Source organism: Spirulina subsalsa PCC 9445, from assembly GCF_000314005.1.
GTDB lineage: Bacteria > Cyanobacteriota > Cyanobacteriia > Cyanobacteriales > Spirulinaceae > Spirulina_A > Spirulina_A subsalsa.
In genome coordinates, this window is sequence record NZ_JH980292.1 from 1,495,618 (window position 1) to 1,517,614 (window position 21,997).

The 21,997-nt window shown below is 48.1% G+C and carries 21 protein-coding genes; 8 read left to right on the top strand and 13 right to left on the bottom strand.

Annotation, left to right across the window (positions count from 1 at the left end; translation table 11 throughout):
• Nucleotides 1–18: 18 nt before the first annotated feature.
• Nucleotides 19–3,144 (bottom strand): DISARM system SNF2-like helicase DrmD, encoded by a 3,126-nt coding sequence (gene drmD / locus SPI9445_RS0106990; protein WP_017304021.1) that lies wholly within the window; start codon nt 3,142–3,144, stop codon nt 19–21.
• Between drmD and SPI9445_RS30370 the strand changes: the two genes are divergently transcribed.
• From SPI9445_RS30370 to SPI9445_RS0107005, 3 genes are all read left to right on the top strand, one after another.
• Nucleotides 3,138–3,278 (top strand): hypothetical protein, encoded by a 141-nt coding sequence (locus SPI9445_RS30370; RefSeq protein WP_017304022.1) that lies wholly within the window; start codon nt 3,138–3,140, stop codon nt 3,276–3,278. The genes drmD and SPI9445_RS30370 overlap by 7 nt on opposite strands.
• A gap of 343 nt (nt 3,279–3,621) precedes the next feature.
• Nucleotides 3,622–4,884, top strand: coding sequence for a DNA cytosine methyltransferase (locus SPI9445_RS0107000; protein WP_017304023.1), 1,263 nt, complete (start codon nt 3,622–3,624; stop codon nt 4,882–4,884).
• Between the two features lie 220 nt (nt 4,885–5,104).
• Nucleotides 5,105–6,466: a DNA cytosine methyltransferase gene (locus tag SPI9445_RS0107005; protein WP_017304024.1), complete on the top strand. Its 1,362-nt coding sequence runs from the start codon at nt 5,105–5,107 to the stop codon at nt 6,464–6,466.
• A 10-nt stretch (nt 6,467–6,476) separates the two neighbouring features.
• Here SPI9445_RS0107005 and SPI9445_RS31045 read toward each other — a convergent pair whose 3' ends face one another.
• The 7 genes from SPI9445_RS31045 to plsX all read right to left on the bottom strand — a co-directional run bounded on the left by SPI9445_RS31045 (nt 6,477) and on the right by plsX (nt 11,559).
• Entirely contained in the window at nt 6,477–6,845 is a 369-nt protein-coding gene (locus tag SPI9445_RS31045) for a TdeIII family type II restriction endonuclease (RefSeq protein WP_202803785.1), read from the bottom strand.
• Nucleotides 6,846–6,857: 12 nt separating this feature from the next.
• The gene (locus tag SPI9445_RS31050) at nt 6,858–7,295 is read right to left on the bottom strand and encodes a hypothetical protein (protein WP_017304027.1); all 438 of its coding nucleotides are present in this window, start codon (nt 7,293–7,295) and stop codon (nt 6,858–6,860) included.
• A 96-nt stretch (nt 7,296–7,391) separates the two neighbouring features.
• The gene (locus tag SPI9445_RS0107015) at nt 7,392–7,973 is read right to left on the bottom strand and encodes a hypothetical protein (protein ID WP_202803650.1); all 582 of its coding nucleotides are present in this window, start codon (nt 7,971–7,973) and stop codon (nt 7,392–7,394) included.
• Nucleotides 7,974–8,019: 46 nt separating this feature from the next.
• Nucleotides 8,020–8,247 carry a DNA-directed RNA polymerase subunit omega gene (locus SPI9445_RS0107020; protein WP_017304029.1) on the bottom strand — a complete coding sequence of 76 codons (228 nt, stop codon included), beginning with the start codon at nt 8,245–8,247 and terminating at the stop codon, nt 8,020–8,022.
• 116 nt (nt 8,248–8,363) lie between these two features.
• A complete protein-coding gene (gene fabD / locus SPI9445_RS0107025; RefSeq protein WP_017304030.1) occupies nt 8,364–9,254 on the bottom strand; it encodes an ACP S-malonyltransferase in 891 nt (296 codons plus the stop codon).
• A gap of 214 nt (nt 9,255–9,468) precedes the next feature.
• The gene (locus SPI9445_RS0107030; RefSeq protein ID WP_026079593.1) at nt 9,469–10,473 is read right to left on the bottom strand and encodes a beta-ketoacyl-ACP synthase 3; all 1,005 of its coding nucleotides are present in this window, start codon (nt 10,471–10,473) and stop codon (nt 9,469–9,471) included.
• Between the two features lie 57 nt (nt 10,474–10,530).
• Nucleotides 10,531–11,559 carry a phosphate acyltransferase PlsX gene (plsX, locus tag SPI9445_RS24680; RefSeq protein ID WP_033373982.1) on the bottom strand — a complete coding sequence of 343 codons (1,029 nt, stop codon included), beginning with the start codon at nt 11,557–11,559 and terminating at the stop codon, nt 10,531–10,533.
• 73 nt (nt 11,560–11,632) lie between these two features.
• Between plsX and SPI9445_RS30375 the strand changes: the two genes are divergently transcribed.
• Entirely contained in the window at nt 11,633–11,791 is a 159-nt protein-coding gene (locus SPI9445_RS30375) for a hypothetical protein (protein ID WP_017304033.1), read from the top strand.
• Between the two features lie 112 nt (nt 11,792–11,903).
• Here the strand turns inward: SPI9445_RS30375 and SPI9445_RS0107050 are convergent, their stop codons facing one another.
• The gene (locus SPI9445_RS0107050) at nt 11,904–12,641 is read right to left on the bottom strand and encodes a DUF561 domain-containing protein (protein ID WP_026079594.1); all 738 of its coding nucleotides are present in this window, start codon (nt 12,639–12,641) and stop codon (nt 11,904–11,906) included.
• A gap of 236 nt (nt 12,642–12,877) precedes the next feature.
• On the opposite strand from SPI9445_RS0107050, the gene SPI9445_RS0107055 reads away from it, so the two are divergent.
• Nucleotides 12,878–13,930 carry a serine/threonine-protein kinase gene (locus SPI9445_RS0107055; RefSeq protein ID WP_017304036.1) on the top strand — a complete coding sequence of 351 codons (1,053 nt, stop codon included), beginning with the start codon at nt 12,878–12,880 and terminating at the stop codon, nt 13,928–13,930.
• A 348-nt stretch (nt 13,931–14,278) separates the two neighbouring features.
• On the opposite strand, the gene pstB is transcribed toward SPI9445_RS0107055, so the two are convergent.
• Together pstB and SPI9445_RS24690 are read right to left on the bottom strand one after the other, a co-directional pair.
• Nucleotides 14,279–15,100: a phosphate ABC transporter ATP-binding protein PstB gene (gene pstB, locus SPI9445_RS0107060; protein ID WP_017304037.1), complete on the bottom strand. Its 822-nt coding sequence runs from the start codon at nt 15,098–15,100 to the stop codon at nt 14,279–14,281.
• Nucleotides 15,101–15,236: 136 nt separating this feature from the next.
• A complete protein-coding gene (locus SPI9445_RS24690; RefSeq protein WP_017304038.1) occupies nt 15,237–16,529 on the bottom strand; it encodes a sensor histidine kinase in 1,293 nt (430 codons plus the stop codon).
• A gap of 261 nt (nt 16,530–16,790) precedes the next feature.
• On the opposite strand from SPI9445_RS24690, the gene SPI9445_RS0107070 reads away from it, so the two are divergent.
• Complete coding sequence (locus SPI9445_RS0107070) at nt 16,791–17,309, top strand: DUF4149 domain-containing protein (protein WP_017304039.1); 519 nt, start codon at nt 16,791–16,793, stop codon at nt 17,307–17,309.
• 313 nt (nt 17,310–17,622) lie between these two features.
• Here the strand turns inward: SPI9445_RS0107070 and SPI9445_RS0107075 are convergent, their stop codons facing one another.
• Together SPI9445_RS0107075 and SPI9445_RS0107085 are read right to left on the bottom strand one after the other, a co-directional pair.
• Nucleotides 17,623–20,175, bottom strand: coding sequence for a glycogen/starch/alpha-glucan phosphorylase (locus tag SPI9445_RS0107075; protein WP_420329762.1), 2,553 nt, complete (start codon nt 20,173–20,175; stop codon nt 17,623–17,625).
• Between the two features lie 243 nt (nt 20,176–20,418).
• A complete protein-coding gene (locus tag SPI9445_RS0107085) occupies nt 20,419–20,631 on the bottom strand; it encodes a DUF2839 domain-containing protein (protein WP_017304042.1) in 213 nt (70 codons plus the stop codon).
• A gap of 130 nt (nt 20,632–20,761) precedes the next feature.
• Here SPI9445_RS0107085 and SPI9445_RS27395 point away from each other — a divergent pair, with 130 nt between their 5' ends.
• Nucleotides 20,762–21,730 (top strand): Ycf66 family protein, encoded by a 969-nt coding sequence (locus SPI9445_RS27395; protein ID WP_017304043.1) that lies wholly within the window; start codon nt 20,762–20,764, stop codon nt 21,728–21,730.
• Nucleotides 21,731–21,766: 36 nt separating this feature from the next.
• Complete coding sequence (locus SPI9445_RS0107095) at nt 21,767–21,979, top strand: LapA family protein (protein WP_071525263.1); 213 nt, start codon at nt 21,767–21,769, stop codon at nt 21,977–21,979.
• Nucleotides 21,980–21,997: the final 18 nt, after the last annotated feature.

Genomic DNA, 21,997 nt, shown 5'->3' on the forward strand with positions numbered 1-21,997 from the left:
CAAGCGGCCTCTGATGCCCTAATAAGCGGCAGGGGGGATAAGGTAGGCGATCGCAAGGGGAAACAATCGAGGGGTAGGATTGGCGTAGCGATCGCGGATTAACTGGGTTTCCCGTTCAATCTCTGCGGGAATATCCGCCAAACGACGGCGCAGGGTTTCGCGGTTTTGTTCATATTGGCTCTGCTCGTCAGGGCTAAATAACTCCAATTGACGCGGCTTTGCGCCCTCCGATAACTCTTTCTCGATACTCGCCTTAAGTTGCTCCAGAATGCTCGTGATATCCTCGATTTCCTTCTGATACCGATCCTCTAACTGTTTTTGTAGGGATTGTTGGCGATCGCGCATCCTGGCCTCTAAACTGCCCTGTAACGGCTTGGCGTAACGCTCCCACAGCCCCCGCAAACTCTCGATCACCTGCTCCGGAATATCCCCCGGTTTCGCCTCCTGCCCTAACTGATTCAACTCCAGCACCCCCAAGCGTTTAAACTGCCCCCCGGAGAGTTTCCCCCCCGCCACAATCACCTCCTCATTCAAGCGCTCCTGATCCCCACCCAGAATCACCAAACGCCCATAGGCCATCACCACCGGCTCCCGACTTAGACGACTGGGGATTTGATAGGCCGTCACCCGATTAAGCCGTTTCCGTTCCCCCCGTGACCAAACCTCCGCCCGCAATAACCGTAAACACATCTGTACTAAACGATGGTTAAGATGCGCCAACACCACATCATCCTGACCTCGCGCCCGATCCGGATCAAAGGTCAAGGGGCGAATGTCCCCCGTGTGGGGATGGCGTAACCCCTCCTGACACACCGCCCAACTCCCCGTTAAAGCAGGCAAACGGAAAACATCGGGTTCATCCGTCGGGATTAAAGCGGGCTGTTTCGCCAGTCTTAACCCCACCTGTACCACCGATTGAATATTAGCCGGATCTAAGCGCAACTCCTGACGAGTTTGTTCCAGCTTGTCCTTGAGTTTGGCGATTTCCTCATTCACCTTGCGCTCAAACTTCAAAAGTCGTCGTAGGGGAGCCGCTTCAGATTCCGCTTGAGTCGTATCTAAAACCGTCCGTTGCCCTAACATCGCCTCCTCCACCTGTGCCGCAATCACCGGCCCCACCTTGCCCAAATCCTCCCGAATATTATTAATCTTCTGGGCTGCCCGCATCAGGAATTCTAGATCCCCCTCCAGTTCCCCCGGTTTCATCCCCTGGGCGACTCCCTGCTGATAGCCCTGGCCGACAAAATGATAAATTTTCACCGCGTTGGCTCGTTGCCCGTGGCGGTCAATCCGTCCATTGCGCTGTTCCATCCGGTTAGGATTCCAAGGGATCTCATAATGGATTAACCGAGAACAATAGTTTTGTAGATCCAACCCCTCAGAAGCCGCATCCGTTGCCAAGAGAATTCGCACGGGGGACACATCAGGATGAGCCTGAAACGCCGCTTTGACCTTTTCCCGCTCATCACTGGCCATTCCCCCATACAACACCATCAGGCGATTTTCCTCTCCCATGCCCCGACTGAGCAACAAATCCGCTAACCATTTTTGAGTGGCTCGATATTCGGTAAAAATAATCACTCGCTCCTGGGACCATTGCCCCCCCGGTCGGATATAGGTATCTAACCAGTGCAAAAGCTGCTCCGCTTTACTATCAAGGCTTCTAGCGGTTTTCTCGGCCCACTGCTTTAAACCATTGAGCAGTTCCCGCTCCCGAGTGGTGAGGGGACGAAAGAGAGAACTACTGGTATCTAAGGCTTCTAGGGTGGATTCTTCATAGAGATCATCATCGGCAAACTCTTCATCAATATCCTCTAATTTCCGTTGCAACAAGCCCACCGTCGGCACCATTAGGGACTTTTTCCGTCGCTGCTTAGAGAACGATTCCTCATGTTTTAATAAGGTGTTTAAAAAGGCTTGGGGACAGGAAAACAGGCGTTTTTTCAGGAGTTTTAAGACAAACTCCGTCGCCGTCTGTTCTAACTGATCCGTTGCCCCTTTGCGCCGTAACTGGGTGTATTCATTCAGTTGCCGATTGGCTTCCCGTTCCTCTTCGGTATAGGGAACTGCGATCGCCTCTAACTGACGTTCAGGAAAGCGTGGGGAGCCATCCCATTTGTTTGGTAAGTCCCGCTTCAGACGACGCACCATGATTAAATTAAGCTGTTTAGGCTCCGGGGCAATTTCCCGAGCAAACCGTTGAGAATCCAGTAACTCCAACAGGGCGGTAAAACTTTCCCGATAGCCATTATGGGGAGTCGCCGACAGGAATAATTTATGCTCACAATGGCGCACCAAAAACCGGATCACCTTTGTCCTCAAGGAATCCACCGCATAATGTCCCCCCCCCGGCGGTGCGATATTATGGGCTTCATCCACAATCAACAGATCAATCCGACGGGGAAAGATGGATTCTTCTTCTCCCGGTAAAGACTCCCGGAGTAACTGCATGGGGCGATCGCGTTTAACATAATCAATCGACGTAATCAAACGGGGATAATGACTCCAAGGATTAATATGTAATCCCCGCCGCCGTCGGAGATCCCGCATTAAATCACTATTGACAATGCGAAAATCCAAGCCAAACTTATCCCGCATTTGCTCCCGCCATTGCACCTGAAGCGCCGAGGGACAAACAATTAACATCCGGTGGGCGCGTTGCCGTAACACCAACTCCTGCGCCACTAAGCCCGCCTCAATGGTTTTTCCCAAGCCCACATCATCAGCAATTAACAAATTCACCCTCGGCATTTGCACCGCCCGCACCACAGGATCTAGTTGATAGTCTTCAATATCAATGCCACTGCGGAAAGGCGACTGAACTCCTTGGCGATCTGCTTTTGACACCGCCCCCCAGCGCACCGCATCTAAAAACGCTTCAAAACTCTGGGCATCATCCAAGGCGAAAGGATAGGGTAACTCTCGCTCCTCAAAAATCTTAGCCCCCGATTCCACCTCCCAAACCACTTGTAACTGTTCACCCGTGGCATCATCTTCAATGGAAGCCAAACTAATCAAGTGATGAGTCGGTGGGCGTTTCGATTGGACTACATTCGTCGGTAAAGTCGAAGTCTGAACAGCGTTAACGGTATAACGTTGTCCTCGGACTTCAACCAATTGACCTTGTTCGGGAAGAGGTGACATTTTTTTCAAAAACAGGGAACGGGGAGTCGGGAGTCGGGAGTCGGGAGTCGGGAGTCGGGAGTCGGGAGTCGGGAGTCGGGAATCGGGAATCGGGAGTCGGGAGTCGGGAATCGGGAGTCGGGAATCGGGAATAGGTAATAGGTAATAGGTGATAGGGAATAATTATCAATTCTCCCCTGCCCCCCTGCTCCCCTGTTCCCCTATTCATAATATAGCGTTTTAAGGGTGGCTACAGTTTCCCGGTGAGTTGTTGGGTTGCGCTTTCCCTGTGCCTAACCTAGGAATAGCTGTTGACGAGGAAACGAGGGGCAAGAAACCGGGTTGTTGAGCATCTGGGGGAAGATACAATAAACTTAGGGGTGTGCGACTGTTGGGTTGTGCGAGGCTTTACCGACCAGAAAACCGCTAACTGAGACTCACTCATAAAGGCATAACATTGTTACCATAAAAATGGTGTTTTGTAAACCATAAATTGAGATGAAATCAGTTAGCTTAGAGCAAGTCGCCTATCACCTAGGAATCACGCCCCAAGACGTTCTAAGTTGGGAGAAAAAACAACTGATTAAAAGTTACCTGAATCAACAAAACCAGCGAGTTTTTAACCTAGAAGAATTGGAAACCTTCTATCGTCGAAAAAATGGTCAAGTTCAGGACAACCGCTATAGTATTTTGCACAGTGAGGATAAAACTCATTTTAAAGCTATTGAACTGTTTGCGGGGGCGGGGGGATTGGCCTTGGGGATGGAAAATGCAGGGATTCAGCACGAATTACTCCTAGAATGCGATCGCACTTGTATTGAAACTCTCCAACAAAATCGCCCTCAGTGGCCGATTCTCGCAGCAGATATAACTCAAGTCGATTTTTCCCCTTTTCGCCATCAAATTGATCTAGTTTCTGGTGGATTTCCCTGTCAAGCATTTAGCCATGCCGGATTTCGCCGAGGTTTAGAAGACGTGCGAGGAACCTTATTTTTTGAGTTTGCCCGGTGTGTACAGGAAGTTCAACCAAAACTAGCTATTGCTGAGAATGTCAAAGGATTACTCACCCACCAGCGCGGAGAAACCCTCAAAATCATGTTAGCCGTGTTAGGGAGTTTAGGTTATCGAAGCACCTATCAAGTCATGCGCGCTCAATTTTTAGATGTTCCCCAAAAGCGAGAACGATTGTTTATTATTGCGACTCGTCAAGATTTAAACCTCCACCCCATTTTTCCCGAAGAAAAAAGTTATTCAATTTCTTTACGAGAAGCCCTCGAAAACTGTCCTGATTCCCCCGGACAGCAGTATAACGAACGAAAACGGCAGATTATGGAGCAAGTACCACCGGGAGGAAATTGGCGTGATTTGCCCCTAGACTTGCAAAAAACCTATATGAAAAACAGTTACACTCAAGGCGGGGGACGGACAGGTTTTGCCCGCAGATTGGCCTGGGATGAACCCGCTTTAACGTTAACTTGCAGCCCCTCCCAAACTCAAACCGAACGTTGTCACCCAGAAGAAACTCGACCGTTAACCGTGCGCGAATATGCCCGCATCCAGACCTTTCCCGATGCTTGGCAATTTGCGGGAACAGTTGCCCAACAGTATAGACAGATTGGCAATGCTATCCCTGTGAATCTGGGGTATTATATTGGGCGTTCTGCCATTGCCACTTTGCGCGGACATCAACCCGTCTCGGTTTCCTTGCACCAGCCCCAACAGTTAACAATTCCGGGTTTTGACCTGCTCCCGATGGGTTGATGGTTGAGGGAAAAACCGAGTTTGTGACAAGGGTTTGGGGGGGAAGGATAGGATGAACCCAGAAAGAAACCGGGTTTTTGATAGGGGTTTGAGGGAAAAAGAGGGGATGAACGCAACCCGGTTTCTCCTTTAGCTTTCTAGGAGTAAGGTAGAATAGACATAATAAAATAAAACGACAGTTCACCCCCCTATAGATATCAATTCGCGTCGCCCTTGAATAATGAAGACTTTAGAGGCAGTTCAACTCCAGTTACCCTTAAATTTAGCCGTCCATTCATCACGATTTACCTTTATTGATCTGTTTGCGGGGATTGGCGGCTTTAGAATTGCTTTAAACAACTTAGGGGGTTCTTGTTTAGCCTACTCGGAAATTGACAAAGAAGCTCTAAAAGTTTATCAAGCGAATCATCTTAGTTATTTAAATCAAGATGAAATTAGTTTAGGGGATATTACCCAAGTTGACCAGTTACCGACGGGTGTAGATATAGTGGTGGGGGGAGTCCCTTGTCAGCCTTGGTCTGTTGCGGGGAAGTTGAAGGGGTTTGATGATCCCAGGGGGAAATTGTGGTTTAATGTGATTTCTTTACTGGCAAAAAGTCAACCCAAAAGCTTTATTTTTGAAAATGTTAGAGGACTCGCCAGCCCGAAAAACCGGGAGAATCTGGAATTTTTAATCCAGCAGTTTGAGCAAATTGGCTATAGGGTATATTGGGAAGTTATCAATGCCTATGATTTTGGACTGCCTCAAAATAGAGAACGGGTGTTTATTGTGGGGATTCATCAGAGGATTAAGGGGCATGATCAATATCGGTTTCCTGCGCCGTTAAAAACCAATCCAAGGCTTTTAGATATTTTAGATCCAAAGCAATTTGATTTAGAACCTATCGAGAAAGTTAAGCTAGATCCAGATATTCTTTTTGGGGGCGTTATCCCACCCTCTCGCAATCGCTTTCAAAAAGATGATGAATTGAACGATTTTTTTGTATTTTCTGACTTACGAAATGGACACACCACGATTCATTCTTGGGACTTAATTAAAACTACGGCGCGAGAGAAAATGATCTGTTTAACGATTTTGAAGAATAGAAGGCGTAAGCAGTACGGGGAAAAAGACGGTAATCCTTTGTCTTATGATGATTTAAGTCAATTGATTTCTGGGCTTAAGGTTGAGGAGTTGGAGGCGTTAGTTGAGAAAAAGATATTAAGAAAAACGGTTGAGCCTAAGTATGAGTTTGTTAATTCTAAAAATATGTCGGGAATTAATGGGGTTTATCGTGTTTTTCTGCCTACCTCTACCACTCTGCCGACGTTAACCGCAACGGGTGCAAAGGATTTTATTGCTACTCGCTCTATTCATGGTGACAATCCAGAGGATTATAAGCGGGCGTTTTTAACACAGATTTATAGGAAAGGGAAGTATCTGCCTATTGTGGCAAAACACGCTTGTCGTTTACAAGGATTCCCGGATGATTTTAAATATCACCCGAGAGAGGAAGTTGCTAAAAAGCAGTTTGGAAATGCTGTTCCTGTGCCTGTGGTGGAGTTTGTAGCGAAGGAATTGTTAAAGGTTTTACTGATTTAATGCCAAAATTCTACTTGTCTGCTTTATCGTTCAGGCTAAAAAATCGGCGATACTTTTTAATAAATTGCTCATCTTCTCCCAACTCAATAAAAGCGGCTAGAATAATCTCCCATGTGTTAGATTGACCTGAACAAAAACCCCAAAACTCATCGCCAATCCACACATCCTGATGTTCCTCTAACGGAGAGACTTTAGACCCATTCACTGACCACCATTCTTGAGAAATATAAGGGTTATAAGGAAAGACAATCCGGGCTTGTATTTGAATGGCTGGGTTTTGGCATAATCTATAGGCATACCATTCGAGAAGTTGTTTATTAAAACGACTGCCATCTCCTCGATTAGGCTGAGGAGATTTTAAATCAAAGAGGTATTCTATGTTATTTTTTTTTTAATAAACATCTACACCATGACCAGAAGGAGGTTTTATAAAGTTTAATCTCTTGAGATCAAGAGTTTGGGCAATATCTCGTAAAATTGTAATACATTCAGGGGTGGATACCCAGTCACGAGAATTTCTGGATTTGCGTAAGCTTTCTAATTCTCCCAATTTATTCCTCATGGTAATCGGAAATGGATCGGGCATGAGTAAAGGTTCTGTAATCGTTTCAAAATCATTGGATTGCGCAAGAAATTTAGCCAATTTTTCCCAAAAACTTGTTCCCATACTGGTGACTAAGCCATTCATAACGGAATGAACTCTACGTTCATGGGGAAAGACATGATCTAAAACGTGAAATACTGGTTTATGGAGTTGGCGTTTAGCAAAATAACTCTTAATGGAATCTTGGATAAAACTAATAATTTTTAGCTTTAAAGTATCACGCATAAATAGTTATAGGGAAGGTGGGGTTGAAATACCGAATCCCGGTGAGTTGTTGGGTTGCGCTTTTCCTGTGCCTAACCTAGGAATGTGGGGGGGATTCTAGCGGAGTAGGTCTGCACCACCGGGAGGGGGAAGGGAAGGACGACGGGGAGAGGTGGGGGCCGGAAGGTCTGAGGGGGGGCTTTGGGGGCGAGGTCTTAGGGGGGGTTGGGGTTGGAGGGCTTGGGGATTGAAGACTTGTAAGAGGGCGTTAATTAAGGCCTGGCGCTCTCTGCGGTTTAATTGGTTAATGGCTGCGCGATCGCCTTCTAGAGGATTTTCCTGTAAAGTTCTATTACCGGGGTAAGTGTCCGGCACAATCCGTTCATTCACCCCTAAATAATCTGCTAAGGTTAGTTTCCAATCCAGTCGATAGCGAACTGGACGATTTTTAATCACTGTATGGTAGGAAATTAAACGGAACAGCAGGGTATTATTCGGGTCTACTTGCCCCGTTTCTAACCGCACATATTGATTCTCTCGCGGGAAGTTGGGCAGTAAGGAATAAACCTCCTGTGAGGTGACATCGGGCCGCACAAACTGCGCTTGTAGGGGGGAGGGAGAAAACCACAGGGAAGCACTCACCACTAAGGCTAGGGTGATTGTAAAGACAAGGGCAAATTGTCTGATTAATTTCTGCATTCGACCCATCAACTGGATTTCCTCCACTCACCACGACTCTACAATCTTAGTCCCCAATAATCTCCGGTTGGGTTAACTCATCGGACATTTCAATCACAGCCCGAATGACGGGTTTCATCATGGGGTCGTCCATACTCTCAAAATCTTCATAACGGCGGCGTTTTGCCCGATTGGCCACTTGTACCGTAATCCGATAACGATTGGAGGCGGCATTCATCAGTTCATCAGCACGGGTCATGATTTCGGAAGAATCAAAAGGAAGTCGCTTGGCCATAAAACATCATCCGCTTGTAAGAAAAATAGATTGAGAATTGATAATTAGGGCAATCGGGAACAGAGCTTGATTCGTTTTGGCGTTTGGCTAACTGCTGATTCCCTACTTTCTCCCTTCTACTCTACAACACTTTTCAGATCCGCAAAACGGCTCACATTGACCCGGCTGATTTGAGAGTAACCCCGTTTGAACAAACCTGTTAAAACCTGCCCGGGTCCAATTTCAATCACCTGTTCTACCCCTTCCCTGGCCATTTGTGCCATAATTTCCCGCCAACGCACAGAACCTGTCATCTGCTGCACTAGGCGGCTTTTCAGTTCTTCGCTACTGGTGCTAGGGGTTGGGTTAACATTGGATAACACCGGAACGGTTGCCTCACTGAAGGAAACCCCATCTAGGGCGGTTTGGAATTCGGCGGCGGCGCTTGCCATTAAGGGGGAGTGGAAGGCTCCAGATACATTCAACGGGAGAGCGCGCTTGGCTTTGATGTGGGTTAGCAGTTCGTCAACGGCGCTGGGGGTCCCGGAAATCACTACTTGTGCGTCGCTGTTGTCATTGGCTAACACAACATCAGAATTTTTGTCAAGTTCTTGTTGCAATTCTTCACGTTTAAAGCCAATCAGGGCGACCATTTTTCCTCCGGCTGTGGCATCCATGAGGGTGGCGCGGCGTTGGACTAATTCTAGACCTGTGGCGAAGTCAAAGACGCGGGCGGCGTAGAGGGCGACGTATTCACCTAAACTGTGTCCGGCGACCATTTGGGGGGTTTGACCTTGTTGGGTGAGGAGGTCGGCGAGGATGGATTCAATGACGTATAAACAGGGTTGAGTGTAGAGGGTTTGATTCAGTTGGGTTTCGTCTTGTTGGCAGAGGTCAAGGACAGACCAGCCTAAGATTTTTTCGGCTTTTTCAAAGTAGGATTGCGCTTGGGGCAGGTCGGCTAAGTCTTCGGCCATGCCGAGTTTTTGTGAGCCTTGTCCGGGAAAAATCCATGCGGTTTTAGTCATTTTTTGCTCAAGAATAAATGGATAAACTGTTTTGAAGCTCCCCACCCACAAGGGGATGGGGCTTTCAACGCAACATTGCTGTAAAAAAAATGGGGATTGACTCAGAAAAACTGTTAACCGGGTTGGGCTAACAGTGATTGGGTTGGGTCGTGGGGGATTTTGCCCTGCACGTCTCGCAATACAGGCGAAAAAATCCTGAGTTCATTTGGGGGCGTTAAACTAGACCCCACTCGATGATGGCCGCGCCCCAATTTAAGCCCGCCCCAAATCCGGCGATCGCAATTTTATCCCCGGCCTTCACTTTCCCCTCTCGTACCGCTTCATCCAGGGCTAAGGGAATCGAGGCGGCCGAGGTGTTGCCATACTTCGCTAGGTTGCTTAACACCTTTTCCGGGGGAAGTTTGAGTCGTTGGGCGACCGCATCCATAATGCGCTGATTGGCTTGATGGAGTAATAACCAATCTAAATCCTCCACCGTTAACTGGGCCCGGAAGAGGGACTTAGAAATCACCTCTGGCACCTTAGCCACGGCAAAACGGTAGATTTCCCGGCCATTCATCGTAATAGGTTGATACTGCCCCTGACTAATGGTGACATCAGAGGTGAGGGGATGGGCGGTTCCTTGATAGGCTAGGTTAAGGGTATGATTTAGGCTGCCATCACTACACAACTCGAATCCTAACAGGCGATCGCGCTCTTCCGTTCTTTGCAACACCACAGCGCCCGCCCCATCGCCAAATAATACACAAGTTCCCCGGTCTGACCAGTCCACCCAACGGGAGAGGACATCGGCCCCAATTAATACCGCATTGCGATAAACCCCCGTCCGCAAAAACTGGGCAACTGTCACTAAACCAAAGACAAACCCCGAACAAGCGGCTGTCAAATCAAACGCCACGGCTCGCGTTGCGCCGATTTCCCCTTGAATCTTCCCCGCCGTCCCAAATAAATCATCGGGGGTGGAGGTCGCCAAAACGATTAAATCAATATCTTGGGCAGTGAGTCCGGCCATCGTGATGGCTTGTTGGGCGGCTTGGGAGGCGATCGCACTTAAAGACCCCTCCGGCCCCACCAGACGACGCGCCCGAATCCCGGTGCGAGTCGCAATCCATTCATCAGAAGTCTCTACCACTTGACTCAACTGGTCATTATTGAGGAGGGTCGTCGGTGCTGCTGAACCGCTTCCAATAACCACAATCCCCGCCCCTGTATTACTCAAAATCTTGCGACCTCCATACAATTGCTCATTCTTTTGCGCTCTGCTCAAGCTTGCGCCTTAAAGGGTTTGCCCCGCTTTTACCCCTTTGCTATAGTAATCCCGAATCCGCTCAGAAACATCATTACTAATCGCTTCCTTCGCCAGTCGAATGGCATTAAACACCGAAGGCGCCTGAGAACTTCCATGTCCGATGATGCAAACCCCATCCACCCCAAACAACAACGCCCCGCCATATTCGGCGTGGTCAATCCGTTGTTTCAGGCGTTTTAAATTGGGTTTGAGTAACCCCATCGCCAGTTGTCCATTCAAACCTTGGGGCAGTTCTTCCCGCATGGTTTGTAACAGTACCCCCCCAATGGCTTCGGCAAACTTTAACAACACATTGCCCACAAAACCATCACAGACAATCACATCAAAACGGCCCGACAACACATCTCGACCTTCCGCATTGCCAATAAAGGGAATCGCGGGATTTTTCGTCAGGAGTTCGTAGGTTTTCAGGGCTAAATCATTGCCCTTGCAGGATTCCTCGCCGATATTCAGCAAGCCGATTTGAGGATTTTCCACCCCCATCACATACTTACTGTAAATCGTTCCCATGAGAGCAAACTGTTCGAGGTACTTCGGACGACAGTCTACATTGGCCCCCACATCCAGAATAATCACCGACTTTCCGGCCAAGAGGGTGGGGAAGACGGCACCAATCGCCGGGCGGTCAATGCCCTTAATGCGACCCAGACGCAGCAGGGCGGCCGCCATCACTGCCCCAGAATGTCCCGCAGAAATTACCGCATCGGCGCGATTCTGTTTGACTAAATCCATCGCCACATTGATCGAAGCCTTGGGTTTCCGACGGACTCCCGTTGCTTCTTCGTCCATGGCGATCGCATCCTCCGCCTCGACAATTTCGAGATTTTTGGAGTGACCATGTAGATCCAATTGCACTTGAATCTGTTCCGGGTCGCCGACTAGCAAGACCTCAACATCTAATTCTTCGGCGGCGCGCACAGCACCCGCCACGATTTCGCCGGGGGCATGATCGCCCCCCATCGCGTCTACAGCAATTCTTTCGCGTGTCGATCCCATTGATCAAAGTGATAGAAGCCTCAATGATTTTACCAGATTGGGGATTCGGGTTTAGTAATTCCCCGGTTAGGTTTTGTTTTTTGTTTGTTTTGGTAAGGGAACGGGGAGGGGGGAGGGGGGAGGGGGGAGGGGGAGTCGGGAGTCGGGAGTCGGGAGTCGGGAGTCGGGAGTCGGGAGTCGGGAGTCGGGAGTCGGGAGTCGGGAGTCGGGGAGAGAGGGAGAGAGTTTATAATGAGTACCTATTCCCTGTTCCCTTTCCCTATTCCCTATTCCCTATTCCCTGTTCCCTATTCCCTATTCCCCATCCCCCTGTTCCCCGTTCCCTGTTCCCTGTTCCCTGTTCCCTAATAAACAACAAGCTGAACAGTGCCTAATGCGTCCACCAGACGACGAACGGCGGCCACCATTGCCACAGGATCATTGAGTTGGTTAATGGCCGAACCAACCCCCACCCCAGAGGCTCCGGCGGCGATCGCCATAGGAACCGTCACATCCGATAAACCCGACGCACACAACACCGGAACCGATACCGCTTTAGAAATCGAGGCCGCCGCCGCTAAAGTGGGCGCCGCTTTTTCAATTAACCCCAAAACCCCCGGATGCCGGGGTTGACTGCTTGTGCCGCCTTCCGTTTGAATAATATCCGCCCCAGCCGCCACCAACTCCTCAGCCAGTGCCACCTGTTGATCTAACTCCAGAATGTGGGGAACGGTGACAGATAACAGAATCTGGGGCAATACAGCGCGGGTTTGTCGGGTCAGTTCCAGAACTTCGGGGGCTTCAAACCGCCGCCCTTGGGCATAAAAACTATCAAAATTACCGATTTCAATTAAATCCGCCCCCGCTTCCACGGCTTGCACAAATTTAGCGGGTTCAACGGCAGATACACAAATGGGGAGATTTGTCAACCCTTTAACCATTTTTACTAATTCTGGGTCGGCGGCGATATCAACAAAAGTCGCACCGCCGAGGGTTGCGGCTTTGACCACAGCGGCCACACGCTCCGGATCAAAATTCTGTAATCCGCTAATGACTTTCAGGGCGCGATGTTGAGCTAAAGCTTGTTGCAATTCTACAGTCATAAAGTTATACCCCTTGCTGGAGTGTCCCGTAAATTTCACATTCCCTCCACTATAATTGATTTCTCCTACTCGCCGAAATAAGGCGCAGAAATTTAAAGTTTTGGTCAATTTTGCTCAAAAACAAGGAAACCATCCGAAACATCTATGTTGCTGAGTGTAATAAAACTCAACAGCCCATAAATATTGGCCTAGACTAGATCCTATAGAGGCTTACTGTTTCTCTACTTAAAGCAATTATGTCTTTTCCTCCCTCGAATTTATCGCAGTTTCATAATGATGTCTTCCGAGACACGGAACTTGGTCAACTGTGCGGAACAAAACAACTGTTTCGCGATCGCTACCTAGTCTTAAGAATGCTGGGTCGTGGGGGTTTTGGGGTTACGTTTTTAGCCCGGGATTTACGTTTACCCGCGAAACCCTTCTGTGTGATCAAACAACTTTGTCCGCGAGTGAGTGAAGCAAAAGCCCTAGAAACGGCACGTCGGCGCTTTCAACGAGAAGCTAAAACCTTAGCCGCCCTCGGTAGTCATTCCCAGATTCCCTGTCTCTTGGATTATTTTGTCGTCGGGGAGGATTTCTATTTAGTTCAAGAGTATATCCGGGGGGCTACTTTAGCCCGTTTAGTCCGTCGGCAGGGGTGCCAGTCGGAGGTGATTGTCAAGCGGATTTTGCGGGAGACACTCCTGTTATTGGATTATGTCCATCAACAGGGGGTTATTCACCGAGACGTTAAACCGCAAAATATTATTCTGGCTCAAGATCGTCGTTTGGTGTTGATTGATTTTGGGGCGGTGAAACAAGAATTAATGCAGATTGATAATTCTTCTAAGGGGGTGACGACGCATTTTGTGGGAACAGTGGGTTTTGCACCCCCTGAACAATTTGCCCTGCGTCCGGTTTATGCTAGTGATATTTACGCTTTAGGGGTGACGTGTTTGTATTTGCTGACGGGGAAAGCGCCCTTGGATTTTAAGAGCGATCGCGCCACTGGGGAGTTAAAATGGCAAGACCGCATAGAATTAAGTCGTCCCTTTGCTCGGATTTTAGAGAAAATCCTCAAACCTTCCTTAGCCGAACGCTATCAAAGTGTGCAGGAAGTCTTACGAGATTTAGAGAGAATGTCCCCCCAAAACGACCTAAATCAGTGCATGAATGCCCAAGTCACCCCCCGCAAGACTCCACAGGATAGCCCTACCCCACCCCGTTCAGAAAAAGCCCGTCTTGCGGAAGCCATCCGCGACTGGAATAAACGCCATAATCAAGAGCGTTTAATTCATAGTTCTAATTAGGGCTTACTGAATAACTCTACTCTGGGTGGAAAACAGGGAACGGGAAGGAACAGGGGGAATCGGAAAAAGGCAAGCCTTTTTGATTCTTTATCACTAAAACCTTGCACTTTGTCGCTCCCAATCGAAAGTCCTAGTAACACTGCTTGGAGGGATATATTGCTACGCAACGCTTCGCGTTCGCGAAGCGTCACGAAGTGAACGCGAAGCGTCACGAAGTGAACAGCAGACCCTAATTAAGGCTTGTTGAATAAGTCGGGGTGTCAGGAATCGGGAATCGGGAATCGGCAAAAGGGAACAGTAATCAACCTCTCCCCTGCCCCCCTGTTCCCTACCCCCTTGGGGTCAAGATTAACCGAAACGACCACTCACATATTGCTGAGTAGCTTCTTCCTTGGGATTCTGGAAAATAATCTCGGTGCGGTCTACTTCGGCTAAATAGCCTTGACGTTTGTCATTGACGACCCGCACATTGAAGAAGGCGGTTAAATCTGCCACCCGTGAGGCTTGCTGCATATTGTGGGTGACGATGATAATGGTGTAGTTTTCTTTGAGTTGGTGGATCAGTTCTTCAATTTTGAGGGTGGAAATGGGGTCAAGGGAGGCACAGGGTTCATCCATTAGGACGACATCGGGCTGAACCGCGATCGCGCGCGCAATACAAAGCCGTTGTTGTTGTCCCCCAGAAATGGCGGTACCGTTTTGTTTCAGCTTGTCTTTCACCTCATCCCATAAGGCCGCTCGGCGTAGGGACTGCTCCACAATTTCATCCATATCCCCTTTAATTCCATTCACCCGCACCCCATAGGCGATATTGTCATAGATGGATTTGGGGAAGGGATTGGGTTTCTGGAATACCATCCCAATGTTACGACGCACCTGTACCGCGTCCACGTTGGAACCGTAGAGATCCTGACCATGATAGGTCATACGTCCTGTAGCGTGGAAACTGGGGATTAAATCGTTTAAACGGTTAAAACAGCGCAAGAGGGTACTTTTTCCACAACCAGACGGGCCAATAAAAGCGGTTACTTTGTTTTTGGGGACTTTTAAGAAAATACTTTTTAAGGCGTGGAAATCGCCATAATAGACGTTCCAATCTTCTACATCAATAACGGATGTACTGTCACTAAAGGCTTGAGGTTGATCAATCAGTTCATTGTTTACAGTCATAAAGATGTCTCCGCACTGGACAAAATAACAGTTCTCATAGTTCCGTCTAGGTCATGGCTCACCGAAGAGCGCGCTTATACCCGCTAGAAGATTGTAACAATCCATTTTTAAGAACAGGTAAAGTGATCCCAAGATTTTAAGGGGTGGCACTTTTCGCACAAGGAAATAATACTTTAAAGGTCGAACCTTGCTTTAACTGACTTTGGACTGAAATAGACCCCCCGCAGCGAATTAACAGACGTTGTACGATGGTCAAACCCAAACCCACGCCCATTTTGTGGCTGTGGAGATCGGGATTTCCGCGATAAAAACTGTCAAAAATTTTGGGTAGATGATGGGAAGCGATGCCAATTCCAGTATCTTCAAAGGCGAGTTGAATATATTCCCCTTGTAAAGAGGCTAGGACGTATACTCTACCTTGAGGGGGGGTGTATTGTAAACTATTGTTGAGTAAATGCCAGACGATGGAACGAAACCACGCTTCAGGACAGTGAATGGGGGGTAAACCCACAGGAATGGTATAACCCAGTTGAATTCCCTGTTCCATGGCCAGAGGTTGGTAGGTGCTAACAATGCCGGGGAGAATTTGCTCAATGTATAAGTGGGGGGGTGGGGTTTCTGAGGGGGGTTGATCTAATTCGAGTAGGGAACGAACCCCTTTAATGAGAGATTGTTGGCGATCGCACTCTTGCTGTAACAAAATTAAATAACGCTCTCGTTGGGAGGGTTTGAGTTGGGGAGAGTTGAGTAATCCCAGCGCTGTTTTCATCCGCGTGAGGGGGGGACTCAGTTCCCCTAACACCTGTTGCAACAGTTGAGTGACCCCGACATCTTCGCCATCTCTTGGGGGGGATTGGGGGGTGAGGGTATGGCTTAACTCAAGAGATTGTAAGGTATTCAGCCACAAAGCCGTTAACCAAGGGGAGGGGGGAGGGGGGAGGGATTCCGGCACCATTTCCACTAACAAATCTTTGGGGGTGTCGTCGGAAATTACCAGATGTTGTTGAATTTCTTGCAACATGGCGATCGCCACTTGAGGATCAAAACTACACCACCCTTGAAAATAGCTGCTTTGCGACGGTTTCGGTTGCACCACCAACACCATCACCACCACCGGAGACTGAATGACCACAAAACTATCACTCGCCCTTGTATCCCCCACCTGAAAGGGAATCATCTCCCCCCAGTCTTCCCCCATTCCCTTTTCCCAACAACAATAAACCTCTGTCGGACTCCCCACTTGTTCCTGATACTGTCGAACCCTTCCCTGCCAAGTCCTCAACTCCCCACATTTTAGCCAGATTTGGCTAGGCACAGGTGCCATCTGTAAACCCTCTAACAGTTCTGCTAACAGCAGGTCAAGGGTTTGCCGATGGAAAAGGAGGGGAGACAGAGCAGAAGTTAAATCACAAGCAGAACAGTCAAACATGGAGCGTAGCAAGGGAAGAATTGAGGGCAAAAAGACGTAAACACAACACAGAGTCTTTTCTCTAGGCTTGATTATTCGGTCACAGGATAGAACTCAAATGAATTCAATTTGCAAGTATTTTTTACATTTCTTTAAGTTAGTTCATCAATCCATATAAATCCTCATGATCCCGCGTCACCTAACGTCAAAATTGTAATGTTTTTTGATATTTTTACCCCCTAAAATTCGTTAAGCTAAAGGTGATGAGTTCTACAGGGAAACATGGCTTCATACTCCAATCAATGGTCTAAGCCCCTGAACTGGCAGCTAGTTGTCCTAGCAACTCTAGGCTTTTGGCTCAGTAGCAGTGTCGTTATTGACTTTGTAATTCTTCCTAGTTTATATGCTTCTGGCATGATGGCACAAGAGGGATTTATCGGTGCGGGTTATCTAGTCTTCGGAATTTTTAACCGACTAGAATTGCTCTGTGCTGGATTAATTACAACTTGTTTTTTAGTGTTACATTTTTATCACCATCATCTCTCAAAATTGATTGACCGAGGCTCTTTAATTCTCTCTGGGGTTTTGTTAACGATTGCTCTCATTTATACCTACATTTTGACCCCCCAAATGAGCGGTTTCGGCTTACATCTCAATCTGTTTGATTCTGGAGTTAGTTCTCTCTCGAACACCATGGTTGCGATGCAGTTTGGCTATTGGGGTTTAGAATTGGCTAAACTCGTAATTGGTGCGGTTTTAGTTCGTTGGTGTTATCGAGAAATGCGCGAATCCTTGAGTTGATGAACTATAGCCATCCTAATAGGGGAAAATTTAACCCATATCGTAGAGGGAATTCATGAATTCCCTCTACGGTTTTATGTAGGGTCTGCTAAATAAAACTAGATGCTAGACCCAACAAGGAAGCAGGGGAGAGGGGGGCAGGGGAATAGTGAATAGCTAAAACTCTTGACTATTGCCTTTTCCCGACTCCCAATTCCCTATTCCTGACTCCCGACTACCCAACTCTCGGACTTATTCAGCAAGCCCTACATAAACTATTAGGGATGACTCCCCACTTATGGTTCGCCATTTACCGATGGATGAGCCATGACCCTTAAGAATGAACACGAAGACCCGCCTTTTCCTGACTATACTCCTCTAACTCAATCTTCACAGGTTTAGCTTTCCAGATTTCCGTCACATATTCGCGAATAGTGCGATCGCTCGAAAACTTACCCATACGCGTTGAATTGAGAATAGACATCGTAGTCCAGCGTTCTTGATCCGCGTAGGCTTGACCTACCTCATGCTGACAATCCACATAGGCCTGAAAATCCGCCAGCAACATATACTGATCGTCATACAACAACGAATCAACTAACGGCTTAAACATCTCCTGATTCCCGTGGGAGAAATACCCCGAAGAAATACGATCTAACACCGCCTTCAAATCAGGATTCGTCAGGTAATAATACATGGGATTGTAAGACTTCGCCTTCATAACCGCGACCTCTTCTGCCGTCAAACCAAACAGGAAGAAATTCTCCTCCCCGGCTTCCTCGCGGATTTCAATATTCGCACCATCCAGCGTCCCAATCGTAATCGCGCCATTCATCGCAAACTTCATGTTTCCCGTCCCAGAGGCCTCTTTCCCCGCGGTGGAAATTTGTTCCGACAAATCCGCCGCCGGGTAAATTTTCTCACCCAAAGAAACATTAAAATTCGCTAAAAAGACCACCTTTAAACGACCCCGCACATCAGGATCTTTATTGACAATCTCCGCCACCGAGTTGATTAACTTAATCACCAACTTGGCCATAAAATAACCCGGTGCCGCCTTGCCACCAAAAATAAACGTGCGCGGCGTAATACTCACATTAGGATTCTTCTTAATGCGGTTATACAACGCCACAATATGCAGCACATCTAACAACTGCCGCTTGTATTCGTGCATCCGTTTCACCTGCACATCAAACATTGAATTAGGGTCAACTTCAATGTCATTATGTTTCCAAATGTAAGACGCTAAATCTTGCTTATTCGCGTACTTAATCTCCCGCCAACGACGACGGAACTCCTGATCATTTAAGTAGGCCTCCAGCTTGCGCATTTGGGAAAGATCCTTAAGCCAATCCTCCCCAATTTTTTCCGTGATCAGATTCGCCAAACGCCGATTACATAATAAAATCCAACGGCGAGGCGTAACCCCATTGGTTTTGTTAATAAACTTCTCCGGCCACAGTGCCGCAAAATGTTTTAGCGTGTCACTTTGTAACAGTTGGGTATGTAGCGCCGCCACCCCATTAATAGCATGACTGCCAATACAGGCTAAATGCGCCATCCGCACAGATTTTTCTGGGTACTCGGCAATGATGGATAAATGACCCAATAACTCAGGCTGTTTAGGGAACCAGGTTTTTATATCTTCCAAAAAGCGGAAATTGATCTCATAGATAATTTCCAAATGGCGCGGCAGTAAACTGCCGAATAAATCCACCGCCCATTTTTCTAACGCTTCCGGCAATAAAGTATGGTTGGTATAAGCAAAAGTTTTCTGGGTAATATACCAAGCTTTATCCCAGTCCATGCCATGTTCATCAATTAATAAGCGCATCAATTCCGCAATACTAACGGCTGGGTGAGTATCGTTTAATTGAACGGCAAAATGTTCATGGAAATTTTCTAAACTGGGATGAATCCGCAAATGATTGCGAATCATATCTTGCAGAGAAGCCGAAACAAAGAAATATTGCTGCTCTAAGCGTAATTGACGACCTTGGGGGGTGTTATCGTTGGGATATAAAACTTTAGAAATGGTTTCTGAGGACATTTTGCTGGCAACAGCACCGTCATAATCCCCAGCATTAAAGGCATCAAAATTAAAATCCTGTTCTTCCCCCGCTTCAGCGCGCCACAGACGCAAGGGGTTCACCGTGTTGGTATTGTAGCCCGGAACTGGGGTATCGTAGGGAATCGCCGTCACCGTGCGCTCTGCAACCCAGGTTACTCGTTTACGGCCTTTGTCATCCCGATAGGTTTCGGTGTGGCCGCCGAATTTCACTTGCACCGAGGCCTCTAAGTGGGGAATTTCCCAAGGATTGCCAAAGCGTAACCATTTATCAGGAATTTCCGCTTGCCATCCGTCGCGGATTTCTTGGTGAAAAATGCCGAATTCATAGCGGATGCCGTAGCCAATGGCCGGGACTTCTAAAGTGGCGAGGGAGTCTAAGAAACAAGCGGCCAAGCGACCTAAACCCCCATTTCCTAAACCGGGGTCATGTTCTTGTTCTAGCAGGTCGTCTAGATTCAGTCCAGCCGAGGCTACGACTTCTTGGATATCTTCATAAATCCCTAAGTTGACTAAATTATTGGCCAGGTGACGACCCATGAGGAATTCGGCGGACAGATAACACACCACTTTGACATTTTGTTCAAAGTAGGTACTCATGGTTTTAATGAAACGATGCAGCAGGCGATCGCGCACCGTATAGGCCAAGGCCATATAGTAATCGTAGGGAGTAGCCCAGGCTTGATATTTTCCTTGGAGATAGAACAAGTTATCCGCAAACGCTCGTTTGAGCGTTTCTTTACTCATACCAGTGCGGTCATCCTCAACTTTAATCTGAACCGTCTCTTGTGTGGATGTGGGTGAGATATTCGTCTGCACGGAATTTCTTCGCTCCTATCTGAATGATCTGTTGGTTGTTATTGTGTACGCAACCCGGTCACGCTTCGGCAATTTTTAACACTCTTTTCGGAGAACACCGGGAAGGGGGAGCAGGGGGGCAGGGGAGCAGGGGAGAGGGGGAGTTGATAATTATTAACTATTCCCGACTCCCGACTCCCGACTCCCGACTCCCGACTCCCGATTCCCGACTCCCGACTCCCGATTCCCCGTTCCCTTGCCATGCTAATTCAATTCCCACCAACCAAAACCGGGGCCAATCACACGCACCGTTAACCAAACGGCGACGAGCAGCCCAATGCCAATCCAAGCCCCCTTGGTGGTAATTTTCATAAATTGGTCGGCTTGGGTCTTGGTAATGGGCAGCCAAGGTAAAATAGTGTCCTCTTGCCCGTATTTATCCCCAAGGGCTTCTTTCCGACGTTTTGCTTCACCCATAGCCGTTTTCTCTTTGCGTCCAAGTACAGGGCTATCATATCATTTCCCCAAGTTCCCAAAAAATGTTTCAATTAGCTAGTATTAGGGCTTGTTCCCACGACCCGGCAATCTTTAAGGAGGATTCATCCCAATGCTGGCCAATATCCTAGCCGCAATTGTAGGACTGGGTAGTTTCATCTTCTATATGGCTGCCTTCTTTTTTCCCGAAGTCCACCGCAAAAATGATTTTATCTGGAGTGGTGTCGGGTTATTTTATGCTCTGGTGTTATGGCTTTGTGCAGGTCGTATCACTGGGGGAGTCCTACTGGGTCAGACCGCTAGCGTCGCCTTGCTAGTCTGGTTGGGTGGACAAACTTTAATCCTGCGACGACAAAAAACTCCCAGCGCTCAACAAACGGAAGTCTCCCCAGAGTTAAAGGAGAAGGTGGAAGGTTTCTCGATTCAGGGCTTGTTGAGTCCGTTAACTAATTTCTTCAAAAAATCGCCAAAAGCGGGTTCTACGGACGAGCCAGCCGCCTCTGAGACAACCGAAATGGTCGCCACCCTTGAAGATTCAGCCCCTACGACTGAAGGGGAAACAGAAACGGAAGGCAAGGCCGCCCTTGAACCCGATTCCCCAGAACCCATCAGTGAGGGTGCGGAACCTTCCCGAACTGATACTCCCACCCCAGAACCGGATAACGACGCAGAGATGGCTACAGATGCCCCAGAACCCATCAGTGAGGGTGCGGAACCTTCCCGAACTGATACTCCCGCCCCAGAACCGGATAACGACGCAGAGACGGCTACAGATGCCCCAGAACCCATCAGTGAGGGTGCCGAACCTTCCCGAACTGATACTCCCGCCCCAGAGCCAATCCTTGCCGAAATGACACTGGATGAGGAGAAACGTGGGGAAGTAGGAGAGGATGGGATTGAAACCAGTGCAGGAGAAGCAGAAGGGGAGGCCGTGGAGAACCTTCAACCAGAGGAGAAACCAACCGCCACAACGTGGGATGGGGTATTAGAAGAAACGGAAACCCCGGATTCCAGTGAACTAGAATATCAGGAGACAGATGAGGGGAAGAAAACAGGAACTCCCGATGATTTGTCTTCTTAGGGCTGGTTGAGAAAGAAAGCATATGTCCAAAGTGCAATGATGAGAACCTTGAGTAATGTCCTAATTTCCGTCTTAATCACGGCTTGGTTCGTGACTATCGCTGTGATTTCGATTCAAAATATTACCCCCGTTTCCCTAAACTTTTTAACTTTTAGTTCCGTTGAAATTCCTTTTGGGGTTTTGCTCACGTTTGGGGTGGGTGTAGGCCTACTGATTGGGGCGATGTTACCACTTGTTACTCGCCGTTAGGGATCACTGACTCACTGA